Source organism: Nesterenkonia sp. LB17, assembly GCF_022565915.1.
Classification (GTDB): Bacteria; Actinomycetota; Actinomycetes; order Actinomycetales; family Micrococcaceae; genus Nesterenkonia.
Genome location: NZ_JAJOYX010000003.1, coordinates 1 through 15961 on the forward strand (window position 1 = coordinate 1; position 15961 = coordinate 15961).

Annotated in this window: 12 protein-coding genes; 6 read left to right on the forward strand and 6 right to left on the reverse strand. The window is 67.4% G+C overall.

Features of this window, described 5'->3' with window-relative positions; all coding sequences use genetic code 11:
- From LTH96_RS07420 to LTH96_RS07440, 5 genes are all read right to left on the reverse strand, one after another.
- Nucleotides 1-462, reverse strand: a 462-nt coding sequence (locus LTH96_RS07420; protein WP_241465116.1) for a hypothetical protein, incomplete at its 3' end; no start/stop codon positions are given.
- A 553-nt stretch (nt 463-1015) separates the two neighbouring features.
- Nucleotides 1016-1756 carry an aspartate/glutamate racemase family protein gene (locus tag LTH96_RS07425; protein ID WP_241465117.1) on the reverse strand — a complete coding sequence of 247 codons (741 nt, stop codon included), beginning with the start codon at nt 1754-1756 and terminating at the stop codon, nt 1016-1018.
- Nucleotides 1757-1842: 86 nt separating this feature from the next.
- Entirely contained in the window at nt 1843-3441 is a 1599-nt protein-coding gene (locus LTH96_RS07430; protein WP_241465118.1) for a DUF1461 domain-containing protein, read from the reverse strand.
- 487 nt (nt 3442-3928) lie between these two features.
- The gene (locus LTH96_RS13305) at nt 3929-6826 is read right to left on the reverse strand and encodes a LuxR C-terminal-related transcriptional regulator (protein WP_342357812.1); all 2898 of its coding nucleotides are present in this window, start codon (nt 6824-6826) and stop codon (nt 3929-3931) included.
- 186 nt (nt 6827-7012) lie between these two features.
- The gene (locus LTH96_RS07440; protein ID WP_241465120.1) at nt 7013-8002 is read right to left on the reverse strand and encodes a stage II sporulation protein M; all 990 of its coding nucleotides are present in this window, start codon (nt 8000-8002) and stop codon (nt 7013-7015) included.
- An 88-nt stretch (nt 8003-8090) separates the two neighbouring features.
- Here LTH96_RS07440 and LTH96_RS07445 point away from each other — a divergent pair, with 88 nt between their 5' ends.
- From LTH96_RS07445 to LTH96_RS07455, 3 genes are all read left to right on the forward strand, one after another.
- On the forward strand, nt 8091-8864 hold the full coding sequence (locus tag LTH96_RS07445) for an isocitrate lyase/phosphoenolpyruvate mutase family protein (protein WP_241465121.1): 774 nt from the start codon (nt 8091-8093) through the stop codon (nt 8862-8864).
- A 48-nt stretch (nt 8865-8912) separates the two neighbouring features.
- The gene (locus LTH96_RS07450; RefSeq protein WP_241465122.1) at nt 8913-9725 is read left to right on the forward strand and encodes an RDD family protein; all 813 of its coding nucleotides are present in this window, start codon (nt 8913-8915) and stop codon (nt 9723-9725) included.
- A gap of 105 nt (nt 9726-9830) precedes the next feature.
- Entirely contained in the window at nt 9831-11261 is a 1431-nt protein-coding gene (locus LTH96_RS07455) for an aminobutyraldehyde dehydrogenase (protein WP_241465123.1), read from the forward strand.
- On the opposite strand, the gene LTH96_RS07460 is transcribed toward LTH96_RS07455, so the two are convergent.
- The gene (locus LTH96_RS07460) at nt 11242-11925 is read right to left on the reverse strand and encodes a TetR/AcrR family transcriptional regulator (RefSeq protein ID WP_241465124.1); all 684 of its coding nucleotides are present in this window, start codon (nt 11923-11925) and stop codon (nt 11242-11244) included. The genes LTH96_RS07455 and LTH96_RS07460 overlap by 20 nt on opposite strands.
- A gap of 197 nt (nt 11926-12122) precedes the next feature.
- Here LTH96_RS07460 and LTH96_RS07465 point away from each other — a divergent pair, with 197 nt between their 5' ends.
- The 3 genes from LTH96_RS07465 to LTH96_RS07475 are packed head-to-tail and all read left to right on the forward strand — an operon-like array spanning nt 12123 to nt 15958.
- Nucleotides 12123-13565 carry an NAD(P)/FAD-dependent oxidoreductase gene (locus LTH96_RS07465; protein WP_241465125.1) on the forward strand — a complete coding sequence of 481 codons (1443 nt, stop codon included), beginning with the start codon at nt 12123-12125 and terminating at the stop codon, nt 13563-13565.
- On the forward strand, nt 13558-14415 hold the full coding sequence (locus tag LTH96_RS07470) for a universal stress protein (RefSeq protein ID WP_241465126.1): 858 nt from the start codon (nt 13558-13560) through the stop codon (nt 14413-14415). Before LTH96_RS07465 ends, LTH96_RS07470 begins: the two co-directional genes overlap by 8 nt.
- Before the next feature lie 16 nt (nt 14416-14431).
- A complete protein-coding gene (locus tag LTH96_RS07475; protein ID WP_241465127.1) occupies nt 14432-15958 on the forward strand; it encodes an APC family permease in 1527 nt (508 codons plus the stop codon).
- Nucleotides 15959-15961 lie beyond the last annotated feature (3 nt).

Sequence of the window (15961 nt, forward strand, 5' to 3'; positions counted from 1 at the left end):
CGCGTCGTCCTTGACCCCAGCGGCCTCCTGCGCCGCGGTGTCCTTCACGGCCCGGCCGGCGTCCTTGGCATCACCGGCCACGTCCTGGGCCGCACTCTTGGCCTGATCTGACTTGGCCTGATCTGACGTCGCCTGATCTGACCTGCCCTGCTCGGATGAGCCCTGATCTGATGTGCCCTGGTCTGATGTGCTCTGGCCAGTGCTGGGCCGGCTCGCGCTGGCCGGACCGGACCGGGACTGGTCGGTCGTGCCCGGAGAACCTGTCTCGGAGGCATGCCGGGCGGAGTAGCCCGGTTCACCGGTCACCGGCTCCAGACCCGAGGGGGCGGCATGGACCGCGGGCACAGGTCCGGTCGCATCTGAGTCTGGTGAGGATGTCCGGGGTTCAGCTGCGGACGGGGTCTTGCTCGCGGCATCCTCTGGATTGGAAGGACGCGGGGATGTGTTGATGGGGTCAGTCATGGTTGCCTTTCGTCAGGGGCGACGGCATCGACACGATCTACGATGCCGTTCACTCCTGACGCTAGGAGCGGTGACTGTCGTTTCACTGACGACAACGTGTGCGTTTCCCCCACGTCCCAGATCAGTGCGCCACCCCGTCGGCGATCGGGTTTTGTGCCGGGCACGCCCGGCCCGGGGGATGTGGACGTGGAGTTCATGCGCCCTGACACGGGCCCCGGGACCCGGGCCCGGGCTCCGTGGCGGTCCGCGTCCGCCGCCACCAGTCGCGACGTCACTGTCTGCACGGCTCCAAGTCCTGGATGCCACCGTCGTTTCGGCCGTGCGTCTTGTCCGACTCGCCCTGCGCGGGGCATCGCCCTCGGCAGTCACCCCCGTCGAGGGAGCGCACCGACGCATCGACGCGTCGAACAGCCGACCCTCGGGGATCCATGAGCTGCCGGCCTCGGGGTCTTCACGCCGCAGCGCGGGGCGCGGAGGTGCTGTGAGTCATGCTCAGTCTGACGAACGCGGTCAGCGGCGACGCTCCATTGCTCTCAGTCCGGACCGGCCGCCCTCAAGCTCCTCCGCGCAGCGTATTCGCCTTCGTCACGACATGGTTTGCGAGCAGCACCGCAGGATCAACGAGCGGTCGCGGGGACTCCTCGGTGGTCATCGCCAGGGGGATCTCGGTGCAGGCCGCGACGATCACGTCGGCGCCCTGGGCGACCAGGGATTGGGCCACCCTGACCAGGGCGGCGCGCAGCTCGGGGCCGAGGTTGCCGCCCTTGACCGCGTAGATCGCCTCCATCACCGTGTGCTGATCGGCGGCCTCGGGAACGATCGGCTCCACCCCGTAGGCGGCCAGGCTGTCCTGGTAGAGCCCTGCGGTGAGGGTCGCATCGGTGGCCAGCAGACCGGCGGCCTTCACGTAGGGCAGGGCACTGAGGTGCTCGGCGGTCACGTCGATCATGGAGACGTACTCCAGGTCCACCTGCTCACGGACCCGCGGCAGGAAGGCGTGAGAGCCGTTGCAGGCGGCCACGTAGAACGCGGCGCCGGCGTCTTTGAGCTGCTGGGCGCCCTCCGACAGCTTCGGCGTCGGGTCCTCTCCGTGGCCCACGATCGCCTGCGAGCGGTCCGGGACGGTCGGATCGGCCCAGATCATGACGCGGAGGTGCTGCTGATCCGTGGCGGCGGGAGTGGCCGCGATCAGCTTCGAATAGAAATCGACGGTGGCGGCAGGACCCATGCCGCCCAGGATCCCTACTAGGGGGCCCTGGGCGGCTGGGGCTGCGGCGGTGTTGTCACTGGTCATCAGCGAAGAGTGTACCCGGGACGCCCGCTGAGCAGGGCCCGTCGAACACTGCGGACTCAGCCCACCGAGGTGGTCTGATCCCGCTCTCAGTCGAGGTTGCGGTCACGCTTGCGACCACGAGCGGGGGTGTGGGTCGAGCTTTCGCTGTAATCCCCGTTGCCCTTGTTCAGCTCCTCGACCAGCTTGACCTTGCGCCGCTCGTGCACCTCGGCCAGGCGTGCTGCCCGGCGCGCACGCCGACGGCGGGTGGGCCAGGTCGCGATCAGCAGGATCACGGCGAACAGCACCGCGAGCGCGACTACGGCGACACCGGCGTCGATCCAGAACTGCTCGGGGTAGAGCTGGATCAGCGTGGAGTCGGTCGGGAAGGTCCAGGTGCCGTCGGCGAAGAAGATCCGGTGGAACTCGGCGAAGAAGAGCTGCCAGTCGATGATCGCGAGGACTGCGACGGCGATGATGAGGCTTAAGGTCACCCAGGCGCCGGCGAAGAGCCCGCGGGCCACTCCCCCTGGACGCCAGGCGCGAAGCAGAAGCGCCAGGATCAAGGTGATCACCAGCAGGAGGACGCCGATGAGCATGGCCCAGAGGACCACGAACTTGACGTCGACCATGTGCGCGACCTCACCCTCGGTGAACAGCTGTTCTCCACCGGGCGCGAGCTCTGACAGGTAGCGCGAGTTTGCGAGGTTGGTCAGGAAGTCTGTGCCATAGGAGCCGTAGACCAGCCGGTCATCAGCGTCCATGCTGTAGGCGCCGTCCGGAATCCATGGACGGTTGTAGGCCACCCAGAGGAAGAGCGGGGAGGCGACCAGGCGCACTGCGGCGACCAGCAGCAGGATCGGAGTGAAGATCGCGATCAGGACCTGGAAGAAGCGGGAGACGCCACGCTTGGAGCGGGCGACCTCATCGTTCAGGTCAGCGTCGGTGACGGACTCGTCCGAGCCGTAGGCCGCGTGGGTCTGACTGGACCCTGGACGATCGGAGCGATCAGCGGGAACTACGGCTGTGTCCTGATCGTCGGACTTCGCTTCGGCCCGATCACGACGACGCTGCTCACGTCGGCTCAGTTCCGCGGCGTTCTCCGTCGGCTGGTCGGTATCAGCACCCTGGTTCGGCGTCGCTGGAGTAGGGCTCGGCGTGGCCTGCTGCGTGGTTCTGGAATCCCCCGCAGCGCCTGATGCTGCTGCACCTGATGTCGCGGCACCTGCTCCCTGTGCACCTGCCGCAGCCGCTCCGGTGAACGTGGTCGTGTCATCCGTCGAACGGGTGTCCCGGGGCGAGCGCAGATCATCGAGGGAACGCGTGGCATTGGGGCTCTCCGCACCGGCGCCCGGCGCAGGAGTGCGCGAAATGCTCTCGGTGGGGGCGTCCCTGCCCTGGTCGTGACGACCGGACGTGTCCTGCGGGTCGCGGGTCGCCGGGATGGCCTGGGTGGCCTGCTCATCGGGCTGACCGACGCCGGCCTGGCCTGCGCCTGACTGACCCGTGCCTGACTGACCGGTGGCTGACTCGGCTGCACCTCGTCGACCCGACTGGGCCGGGCGCTGGTCACGCTCGGCGCTCAGGTTGTCGTCGGGAAAATCGGGCTCTTCGGATGCGAAGGCACCGTAGTCCAGCCCGGATTCAAAATCTTCGTTCTCATCGGCGGGCCTGCCGGCCTCGTTCCGATCGGAATTCGCGCTCATATCTGCCTCTCCACGCATTACTGACTCTCCTCAACAGTATGAGCGCGGCACCCCTTATGTGGGGAGGAAGCGCGGAGAGTCGGCGTCGGGCCTCGTCTCAGGTGCTCGCGAGGCGCACACCGACTGCAGGTCAGCTTCTTCGCGGCCTGAGGCGGCGTGGGGGTCACCCAGAGTCTCGGCGCCTGTCCTGGGGCTTCCTCCTGCTTAGGAGGGCGCTCAGCGCAGTCACCCTCCGGACTCGCGTAGGTCGTTTCAGTGCAAAGCTCCCGCACAGCCTTCACCAGCGTCAGGACGACATCGGCGTCTACATGCAGGAGCTGAGGTCCTGACGATCGGGTTCGAGCGCCGTTCCAATCAGCTTGCGCCCCTGCGCTTCATCCTTGTCTGAGCCTGTGGTGCGGCCCGGTCTGCACTCGGAGTCAGATCGGAGGACAAGGGTGGGCTCGAGGTTCTCCAGCGCAGATATTCGGCAACCTGCCAGGTGCAGCTACTGCTGCCTCGCAGGTGCCGTCGTCGTCAGCCGCCGGCGCAGGGTCTTGCGGCTGTCGAGTTCCAACTTCTTCAGAATATTGCGGACATGGGTCTCGACCGTCCGGACCGAGAGCACCAGGTGATCCGCCACCTCCCGGTTGGTCAGGCCCCTGGCGACGTGTCTGGCGACCTCACGCTCGCGTCGGGTGAGCACATGCAGCCCATCGTCGAAGTCAGCCACCACGCCGGCGCCCGCGGCTCCTCCGCGGATTCCCGCTCTCAGGCGCTGGCGGGTCTGACCGACATGTTCTGCGAGAGGCTCCACGCCGCACCGGGTGAACACCACCCCAGCCCAGGCCAGGAGGCCCAGAGCGCGAGTCCGATGCTCGCTGAGAACCTCGGGGTGCGCGGCACAGAGGTCAGCGATGTCCAGCGCCAGCAGCGCTCGGTGCAGCCGGAAGCTCCCCCGTTCAGCCTCCCCCGGGGAACGCTGCGGCTGCATGATGAGATCCAGCAGATCGATCGCGGCGAGGAGGCGCCCCATGCCTTGCCGCGGATCATCTGCAGTCAGCCCGGAGAGGTAATTCTCCGCGTATCGGCGCGAAGCGGGTGTTGCCGGGATGCTGACATCGCTGACCGTCTGGAGCAGGTCCCGCGCCTCCGCGCTCCGGTCCTGCTGGCACAGCAGGCGCCCCAGGAGCGTGACCTGCATCAGACCGATGACGCTCCACGGTGACTGCCGCTCCTTCAACGCCAGCAGCAGGTCCAGCGCACGCGGGTTCTCCTCTCGCAGCAGGCAGGCCCACGCTTCGACGAACACGCAGATCGCATCCGCCGCCGTCGGTTCGGGACCGTGCTGGGCCTTCTTCACGACATCGAGCAGCCGCTCACCGCGCGCCTGTCCACGGGCCAGGGGCACCAGCGCCGCGAAGGCATAGCCGATCAGGGCATGGACGTCTTCACCGTTGTCCAGGCCATTGGCCGCCACGCGGGTAGTCAGCTGCTCCGCTTCGTCCCAGCGTCCCGAGTAGAACAGCGAGAGGCCGAAATTAAGCCGAGCAGAGTCCAGATAGTCAGTAGCAGGCTCCTGGACAAGGGATTCGAGCATCCGAAAGGACGCCCGACACTCGCCGGCGAGCCGCATCCGAGCACCCAGCGCGGACCGCACCGCACTCGCGGCGAGCCCGGTCCCCGCGCCAGGCACTCGACGCGCCAACAGGTCTCGCAGCTCCGCCACACTCTCATCAGGGGCTCGCTCCCCCCGGCCCTTGGCGAGCACACTCCACATCTCGATGATCACCATCAGCTGCCCCAGATAGTCCCCCACCTCAGGGGCGTCCTCGCGGGACTCGGCTCCAGCACGAGACGCATCACGCCACTGTTGGATCTCGGTGAGCGCAGTCCCGAAGAAGGCAGGGCTGGGAACCCCGATGCCATAGGGGATCGCGAGCCTGCCACATTCGCTGACCGCGTAGGCGAAGACCACGACGTCCTCGGTCCGGCTGGCAGGGCCGGGCGGGAACAGCCCCAGTGAGGCCACGGCCTCGCCGGTGGAACCTCGGCGCAGCAGCATGAGGGCGTTCCACGCCGATTGCAGGGTCCCCTCGGGCATGTTCTCAAAGGCCACATCCAGGCCGTCGTTGATCACCTGGGGCAGCGCACGTCGACGGACAGCAAGGCTGATCAGTGCACGCAGGCCGCCCTCCTGGGGCAGCGCGGTGGTCACCTGCTCGATCAGGCTCTCAGCCTTCTCCCCGAACCCCTGCTCCTCCAGCTCTGCAGTGCGTTCGACCCCAAGCTCACCCAACATCACCAGGTGCTCCTGGTCCTCCCCGAGGCGAGCCGCACTGAGCCGGAATGCGAAGCTCTCCGGTCCGTCGTCGAACTCTGCCAGTGCCAGCAGAAGCCTGACCCGGTCCACCGGTGGGATGAGATCCCGGAGGGTGCTCTGCCAGCTGGCGCTTCGCAGCCGGTAGTTCACCCCCGCGGAGTCGCGGCTCACCAGATCCAGGTTCCGGAGTTCCGCCAGATCCTGCTCCTGCGCGTGGAGCCCACGCAGCAGGTACCACCCAGGCAGCGGCACGGCGGCCAGTGCCAACAGCTCGAGCACCTCCCGAGCGCTGGTGCTGAGTGATTCCATGCTTGCCACGATGTGCTGGCGGTACCGGCTGGCATCTTCCTGCATGGCGGTTTCCACGCGCGCCAGCACGTGCTGGGTGCTGCGCCCGGGAAAGGACTTCGTGTGTTCCAGCCAGGTGGCCGCCTCATGCACCACCACGGGCAGCCCTCCGGTGATGTGGTGGACCTGGGCGGCTGAATGCTCCGAGATGGGCAGCCCGGTCGCGGCGCTGAGATATTCGCGAACGCCCTGCTCGCTGAGCGTGGACAGCACGATGTGGGAGGCCGCCGGATTCGACTGGGCGATCTGGACCAGGCGTTTGAGATCCTCACGCTCGGGGTGCTGCATCGTGAAGAGGATCAGGCCCGGAGCTGGGATGATCTGGCGCAGGCCCAGCGTTGCGGCCTCCACCGACACCGGGTCGGCCCAGTGGAAATCCTCCACCACTGCGATGAAGGGACCGTGCAGCGCGGCCACCCCTGATCGGGCGGCCTCGACCAGTTCCTGGGGCGTTCGGATCGTCGGGGCTGAGGGATCGGCTGAGACCAGCCGGAAGACCGAAGCCGGCTTCTGCTGATCCTCCTCCAGCAGTGTCATGGAGAACTGGCTGAACCCCTCCAGGGAGGCCAGGAACTCCTTGACGAGCGTCGTCTTTCCCACGCCCGCCTCGCCTTCGATGACGACGAGCTGAGCGTGTCCCTGGCGCGCACGTTCGGCGTGTTGCTGCAGAATCTGCATGTCGGCGGATCTGCCGACGAGCTCTCTGCGAGAGATGCCAAAACCATTGAGGGTCACTAATGCTGTCTTTCTCTGCTGCGGGCCTCGAGTGTCATGATCGTGTCGGATGTGCCGTCGTACACCAGTGTGATGTGACCGGTGTCCTCAGGGAATAGGTAGAGAACTCAGTAGTCCGTGCTCTGCAGGGCCTGGGACGCAGAGCGCGGACCGAGGGCCGGCGCCCCAGCTGTTTCGGTCCGCGCCTCAGGCTGTGAGCTCCACCGTGCCGGCGTCGTATTTTCCGAGGTCCCCGGTGACCCCGGCCCGGTGTGCCCGCCCGCCCAGCACCAGGGTGTAGACCCAGTAGGCGGCGAGCACCGCGGCGCCGATGCCGATGCGCAGCCAGTGCGGCAGATCAGAGGGGGTCACGAAGCCTTCCACCACCCCGGAGATGAGCAGCACCAGCACCAGCCCGAAGGCCACCGTGATGAGTTTGCGCCCCTCGGCGGCCAGCGCGGCGGAGCGGCGCATCTGTCCCGGCGCGACCCAGGCCCAGAAGATCCGCAGACCGGCCGCCCCGGCGATGAAGATCGCGGTGATCTCCATCAGCCCGTGCGGCAGGATGTAGAGCCAGAAGGTGGAGGCCTCGCCCTGTTCGGCCATGACTCCGGCCGCCATGCCGAGACCCTGGGCGTTGACGAAGAGCACGAAGGGCACGAAGACCCCGGTCACCCCGAAGGCGACCTCCTGGGCGGCGATCCAGGCGTTGTTGGTCCATACCTGAGCCGCGAAGCTGGAGTTCGGGTGCTCCGAGTAGTAGTTGACGAACTCGGTGCCCGCGTAGCTCTGCCGGGCATCCTCCGGCATCAGCAGATCGATCTGTGGGTGATGGATCGTCCAGAGGGCGAAGGCGATCGTCACGGCGATGAACCCAGCCCCCAGGATCACGGTGAGCCATCGGATCCGGTAGAACGCCACCGGCAGGGTCTGCGTGAAGAAATATGCGCTGGAGACGAACACGTTCTCCCCGGACCCGGTCAGATGCGCACGGGCCCGGCCCAACGGGGCGGACAACGAGGCCACCACCGGCGAATCCGGCTCGGCCGCGCGGATCATGGACAGGTGTGTGGAGGTCCGCTCGTAGAGCCGCAGCATCTCATCGGCCTCTCCAGCGGAGAGTCGACGGCGCGAGGCCAGCGTGGCGAGCCGGTCCCACTCATGCTGATGCACGGCGATGAAGGCGTCGATATCCACGCCATGAGACTACCCCGTACTCAGCGCGTCACGGCGGCACCTGCGGGACCACCTTCCCTCGACGTCGCGCATGTGCCACGATGCGGAGATGACTACTTCTGCGCAGCATGCCCAGCGTCTCCTCGAGCTCCACCACCAGGCCACCCCGGTCATCCTGCCCACCGTCTGGGACGCCTGGTCGGCCGAGACGTGCGCCTCCCTCGGCTTCTCCGCGCTGACCATCGGCAGCCACCCGGTGGCGGACTCCCTGGGTGAGGCCGACGGCGAGGCCATGGAGCTGTCCGACGTCCTGAACGTGGTGCGACGCATCACCGACGTCGTCGACATCCCGGTCTCGGTGGATCTGGAGTCCGGATATGACACTCCCGCCGAGGAGCTGGTGCACCGGACCCTGGAGGCCGGCGCGGCCGGGATCAACATCGAAGACACGGTCCATTCGATGGACGAGATGCGCTCCCCCGAGGAGCACGCCGCCTACATCGCCGCGATCCGCGCCGCCGCCGACGCCGCGGGGACGCATCTGGTGATCAACGGCCGCACCGATGCGTTCACCACCGACGAAGACCCGGAGGCCCAGCTCAAGGATGCGCTGCACCGGATGCGCCTGCTCGAGCAGGCTGGAGCGGATTCGCTCTACCCCGTGAAGGTCCCCTCCCGGGACTTCCTGGAACGGATCCTGGCGGCGGTGAATACCCCGCTGAACGTGACGGCCCACCCGGTCAACGGCGCGATCCCCGAGGGACTGAGCCTCGAGGAGCTTTCGAAGCTGGGCGTGAAGCGGGTGTCCTTCGGTCCGCTGCTGCAGCGCAGCCTCACCGAGGCGATGGGTGAGATCCTCCAGCCCTGGACTCCCACCGCCTAGATGACCGCCGACGCGTGACGCCGCCCCCGGAACGCTACGCTTGGGCTCATGCGCAATGTGATCACCGGTGAAGGCGTCGAGCTGGAGCTTCCGGCCGCCTCGCTGATCACCCGCGCCGCCTCGCTGATCGTGGACCTGATCATCGCCTGGGCCGCGCTGCTGGCCTTCCTGCTCCTCTCCGGCATGGCCGCGGGCGCCGGCGCCGTCGACCCGGCCCTGGAGGCCGCGGTCATGCTCGGCGGGGCCGTGCTGTGCCTGGTGATCCTGCCGATGACGGTGGAGACCCTGTCTCGAGGTCGATCGGTGGGGCGGCTGATCTTCGGCACCCGGGTGGTGCGCGACGACGGCGGCGCGATCCGGCTGCGCCATGCCGGAATCCGCGCGCTGGTCGGCTTCGGGGAGATCTACCTCAGCTTCGGGATCATCCCGCTCTTCGCCGGGATGTTCAGTCGGCGCACCAAGCGCCTGGGCGACATGGTCGCCGGCACCTACGTGATCCGGGTCCGCCAGCCGGCGGTGAAGCCGATGATGCTGCCGGTGCCCCCGCAGCTGACCTCCTGGACCCAGATCGCTGACCTGGGCCGGATCCCGGACACCGTGGCTGCTCGAGCCTCGCGGTTCCTGCGCACCATCCAGGACAGCCCTCGCGGGCACAACACCCAGGCGCTGGAGCACACCGCCAACCGGCTGGCCGATGAGGTCGCCGGCCACGTCGCTCCGCCGGCCCCGCCCTCCTCCGCCACCGAGTTCCTGGTTGCGGTCATGGCTGAGCGTCGCAACCGCGAATATCGACGGCTGCGCATCCAGGCCGAGCGGCAGCACCGGCTGGGCCAGCGGCTTCACCGACTGCCCTACAGCTGAGCGGGACGCCTCCGCTCCCTCACGGATTCTCCAGGAGTGTTGCGCATCACATGCTCTCACCGTAAAATGAATCCGAATCATTATCTGAGTGTGGAGGAGATCTCTGTGAGCTCGCGGCTTGAGAACTACATCAACGGATCATTCGTGGCAGCCAGGGGTTCGACGGAGATGGACGTCACCAGTCCCGTCACCGGCGAGCGCGTCGCCCTTTCCCCGGTCTCCGATGCGGCCGACGTCGACGCCGCCTTCGCCGCGGCGCACGAAGCCTTCCGCTCATGGAAGTCGGTGACGCCGTCGGAACGCCAGCGCTGCCTGCTGGCGCTGGCGGACAAGATGGAGCAGCATTCCGACGAGCTGGTCGAGGCTCAGCACCGCAACACCGGACAGCCGCGGCGGATCATCGCCGAGGAAGAGGTGGCCGTCGGCGCCGACCAGCTGCGTTTCTTCGCCGGGGCGGCACGACTGCTCGAAGGCCGCGGAGCGGCGGAATACCTGGAAGGACACACCTCCTATGTGCGGCGCGAGCCGGTCGGCGTCGTCGCGCAGATCACTCCGTGGAACTTCCCGCTCATGATGGCCATCTGGAAGATCGGACCCGCCCTGGCCGCGGGCAACACCATCGTGCTCAAGCCCGCAGAGACCACACCCGAATCCACCCTGGTGCTGGCACGGCTCGCCGGGGAGGTGCTGCCCGCCGGCGTGCTGAACGTGGTGCTCGGCGACGGCAGCACCGGGCAGCTGCTCACCGAACACGGCACCCCCGCGATGGTGGCGATCACCGGCTCGGTGCGTGCGGGCCAGGCCGTCGCGACGTCTGCCGCGAAGTCGGTCAAGCGCACCCATCTGGAACTGGGCGGCAAGGCTCCTGCGGTGGTCTTCGCCGACGCAGATCTGCACAAGGCAGCCGAGATGATCCTGACCTTCGGCACCTTCAACGCCGGCCAGGACTGCACGGCGGTGACCCGAGTCCTGGTTCAGGACAGCGTCCACGACGCGTTCGTCGAGCTTCTCGCCGCCCAGGCGGCAAAGCTCACCACCGGCGAGCTCGATGATGCGAAGAACGACTACGGCCCGCTGAACAACGTGCGCCACTTCGAGACCGTCTGCACCAAGCTGGAGAACATCCCCGACCACGCCACGGTGATCACCGGGGGCGCACCGTCGAAGGACTCCAAGGGATTCTTCGTGAAGCCCACCATCATCACCGGGGTCCGCCAGGAGGACGAGCTGGTCCAGGAGGAGACCTTCGCCCCGGTGCTCACGGTGCAGCCCTTCTCCACCGAGGAGCAGGCCGTGGAGCTGGCCAACGGCGTGGACTACGCGCTGGCCTCGAGCGTCTGGACCACGAATCAGGGACAGGCGATGCGAATGAGCCGCGATCTCGACTTCGGCTGCGTCTGGGTCAACACCCACCTGCTGCTGGTGGCCGAGATGCCGCACGGCGGGTTCAAGGCCTCCGGCTACGGCAAGGACCTCTCGCTCTACTCAGTGGAGGAATACACCCGGGTCAAACACGTCATGCATGCCTTGGACTGAACGTCTCACCCTTCTCGACCCGGCGAGCCAGCCCGTCTACGAGGACCTCCAGGGTCATCTCAAAGGCTCGATCAGCCGAGGCGCGGGCGTCGGCTGATCGCAGCTCGGCTGCCCGGGCGAAGGTGGGTGCGATGTCGAGGCTGCCGCCCGGGTCGAAGATGTCCGCCGGGGCTGCGGCGTCATAGGCCGCTCCGAAGACCAGCGCCTCGATCCCGGCGATGATGTCCACCGCGGCGCGGTCTTCTATCCCAGCCGAGTGCAGGGCGCTGAAGACCCGCTCGTACATCCGCAGCGACTGCGGGGCGTCAGCGATGGGCAGCACGGCGATCAGCGGAATCAGCTCGGTGTGCTGCACATAGCACTCACGATAGGAGCGCGCCCATACGCTCAGCGCCTCCGGCCAGGGCAGCCGGTCGAAGGCGGAACAGTCAATCGATTCGTTGAGCCGATCCTGGATCAGCACCAGCACGTCCTGCTTGGAGGACACGTGGTTGTACAGCGCCGAGGCCGACACCCCGAGCTTGCGCGCCAGACCCGCCATGGTCAGATGGTCATACCCGCGCTCGGCGACCAAGGTCATGGCCTTGCCTGCGATCACCCCGCGCGAGAGCACCGGGGAGGTGGGTCGACCTCGTCCTCGAGATCGCGTCTTCTCCGCAGTCACTGTGCAATTCCCCCTGCTCATCTCGCGCCGTCGGCGACAGCGTAGCCACCGGTGATCCGTCAGTCACTGGCCGCTGGCCACGAGGGCCCAGTCTATGGGCCTGACATCACCCCGGTGAAAATCTCCAGCAGGTCTTGACAACCGCTCGAGACTCCCCGTTAATGAATATAGTTAATTTATCCGCGAAGGGGAACAGCATGGAAGCTAAACGATCACTGGGCAGCAGCGAAGCGCGCGAGTGCGACGTCGTCGTCGTCGGCGCGGGACCCGCCGGGCTGATGGCCGCCCGGACGCTGCAGGCCGCAGGCCGCTCCACCATCGTGCTGGAGGCGCGAGACCGCGTCGGCGGGCGCACCTGGTCCCAAGAGATCGACGGCGCCTTCCTGGAGATCGGCGGCCAGTGGGTCTCCCGGAACCAGACCGCACTCCTGGAGCTCCTCGAAGAGCTGGGAATGGAGACCTTCACCCGCTACCGGGAGGGTGCGAACCTCTACCTCGACCGCGACGGCGTCCGCCACGAGTTCACCAGCGAGATGTTTCCCGCACCGGAGCACACTGTCGCAGAGATGCAGCGGATCATCGGGATCCTCGACGAGCTGTCCGCCTTCATCGGGCCCGAAGAGCCCTGGGCCCATCCGATGGCGCGCGAGCTCGACACCGTGACCTTCAACGCGTGGCTGCGCAGCCAGACCGAGGACGCCGCCGCCCGGGAGAACATCGCGATCTTCCTCGCCGGCGGGATGCTCACCAAACCCGATCACGCCTTCTCCGCGCTGCAGGCGGTACTGATGGCCACCTCCGCCGGATCCTTCAGCAACCTGGTGGACGAGGATTTCATCCTCGACCGCCGCGTGGTCGGCGGGATGCAGAGCGTCTCCGAAGCGATGGAGGCCCGGTTGCCCGCCGACTCGGTGCAGCTCTCCACCCCGGTGCGCACCATCGCCTGGAACCCCGACGGCGGGGTCACCGTCTTCTCCGATCGGGTCACCGTGCGAGCCCGCGAGGTCATCATCGCGGTGCCGCCGAACCTGTACTCGCGGATCAGCTTCGAGCCGCCGCTGCCACGGCTCCAGCACCAGATGCATCAGCACCAGTCCATGGGCCAGGTGATCAAGGTCCACGCGGTCTACGACCGTCCCTTCTGGCGAGAACAGGGTCTCTCCGGCACCGGCTTCGGTCCCAACGAGGTCTGCCAGGAGGTCTACGACAACACCAACCACCAGGACCATCGCGGCACCCTCGTCGGCTTCGTCTCTGATGAAGTGGCCGATCAGATGTTCACCCTCACCGCGCAGCAGCGCCGCGAAACGATCCTGCGCTCACTCGCCGCCTACCTGGGCGAGGAGGCGCTGACTCCAGAGGTCTACTACGAGTCGGACTTCGGCTCCGAGGAATGGACCCGCGGCGCCTACGCCGCGAGCTTCGACATCGGCGGACTCTCCCGCTACGGCGCGCATCAGCGCAGCGCGGTAGGTCCGCTGCACTGGGCCTGCTCCGACCTGGCGGCGGAAGGCTACCAACACGTCGACGGGGCGCTGCGGCAGGGACGCCGGACCGCCGCGGACGTCGTGGACCGCCTGGCGGGGAACACAGATGATGACGCGCAGCACACCGATCATGTGGAGGAGAACCATGGCTGAGAAGACTATTCGCCGGGTGGCGGTGGGCTTCGGCGGCGACGAGCGAAGCCTCGACGCCCTGGCGCTGGGAATCGCGCTGGCCCGGTCGGCCGGGGCACGACTCGACCTCATCCTGGTGATCCGCCAGGACTCGGCGTTCAAGCAGGAATATCCCCCGGTGGGAAGCGTCGTCGGGATCATCGCCGAACAGGCCCAGCAGTGGATCGCCGAGGCCGAAGCCGTCATCCCGCCCGAGATCAGGCACCACAGCCACATCCGCCCCGCCGGCTCGATCGCCGAGGGACTCGTCTCCGCGGTGCAGGAGCTGGACTCCGACGTGCTGGTCACCGGCTCCGGCATCGGGTTCGGCCGGATCATGACCCACCCGGCGGTCACCGCGCTGCTGCACAGCTCCCCCGTCCCGGTGGCGCTGGCCCCCGCGGGCTACCGGGCGAACACGCAGATCACCGACGTGATGGCCGCCGTCTCCGCCGCTCACCCCGACCACCAGGTCACCCGTTCAGGTGAATCCTGGGCAGGCCAGCTGGGTGCCGCGCTGACCTTCGTGACCTTCGAGGACAAGGAATCCGGTCCGGCCCGGCACGATGCCGGGAAGGGGCCCGATGCCGACGCCGGAACAGCTTCCGCTGAGCCGATCAAGCACATCCTCGCCACCGGACGGACGCTGCGCCACGCGGTGGGCACGGTGGACTGGCCACAGGGCGGGATCCTGCTCATCGGCTCGTCCCCGCTGGCGCGACGCCGGCACATCTTCCTGGGCATGACGGCCGCCCGGGTGCTCTCCCATCTGCCGATCCCCATGGTCCTGCTGCCGCGCGACCCTGACACCAGCGCGCCCGCCGCGCGCTGACCGAGGAGACCACACCATGCGCGAACCCCGCAGCACCGACATCCAGACACCGGACCGACACACCCACAGCAAGGGACTGAGCATCGGAAGCATCGGTGCGCTCGGTGCTGTGGTCATCGGTGTCTCCACGATCGCCCCCGCCTACACCCTCTCCGGGGCGCTGGGCCCCACCGCCTCCGCCGTCGGTGATCACCTGCCGGCGGTGCTGATCGTCGGGTTCATCCCGATGCTGCTGGTCGCGCTGGGCTACCGACAGCTCAACCGCGCGATGCCCGACGCCGGCACCACCTTCACCTGGGCGTCGAAGGCCTTCGGTCCGTGGATCGGCTGGATGGGAAGCTGGGGCCTGCTCGCCGCGACCATCCTGGTGCTCTCCAACCTGGCCGGGATCGCGGTGGACTTCTTCTACCTGGCGATCAGCCAGATCACCGGAGTCGACTCGATCGCGGAACTGACCCGCAACGTTCCGATCAACGTGATCACCTGTGTGATCTTCATGGCCGCGGCCGCCTACGTCTCCTACCGAGGCATGGAGACCACCAAGACCGTGCAGTATGTGCTGGTCTCCTTCCAGGTCCTGGTGCTGCTCTGGTTCGCCGTCGCTGCGTTCCGCCAGGTCTCCGCGGGCTCAGCCTTCGACGCCACGGCCTTCAGCTGGGAATGGTTCAACCCCTTCGGCATCGAGTCCTTCTCCGCCTTCTCCGCCGGCATCGCACTCTCGGTCTTCATCTACTGGGGCTGGGACGTGGTGCTGACCATGAACGAGGAGTCTCGCGGCACCACGACCACCCCGGGGCGGGCCGCGATCCTGACCATCCTGGTGGTCGTCAGCCTCTACACCATCGTCACCCTCGGGGCGCTGACATTCGCCGGCGTCTCCGACGGCGAGTTCGGCCTGGGCAACCCCGACATCCAGGAGAACGTCTTCGCGGCGCTGGCCGGACCGGTCATGGGCCCGATGGCGATCCTGATGTCGCTGGCGGTGCTCTCCTCCTCGGCCGCCTCGCTGCAGTCCACCATGATCTCCCCGGCCCGCACCATGCTGGCCATGGGCCACTACGGCGCCCTCAACCGGAAGTACGCCCAGGTCAGCCCGCGCTATCAGACACCTGCCTACGCCACCGTCGTCGCCGTGGTGATCGCCTCGGTGTTCTACGTGGTGATGCGCATCATCTCGGAGAACGTCCTGTGGGACACCATCACCACTTTGGGCATGATGGTCTGCTTCTACTACGGGATCACCGCGCTGGCCTGCGTCTGGTATTTCCGCGGTGAGGCCACGGCCTCCGCCGGGGACTTCTTCAACAAGCTGCTCGCTCCCCTGGTCGGCGGGATCCTGCTGCTGATCTTCTTCTTCCAGACCATCTGGGACTCCATGGACCCCGACTACGGCTCCGGCTCGGAGATCGGCGGCGTCGGCCTGGTCTTCATCCTGGGCATGCTGGTCTTCAGCCTCGGCATCGCCGCGATGTTCTGGCAGCACCACAAGCGGCCGGAGTTCTTCCGCCGGCGCTTCGAGACCACCGAATTCCCTACCCTCTGACGG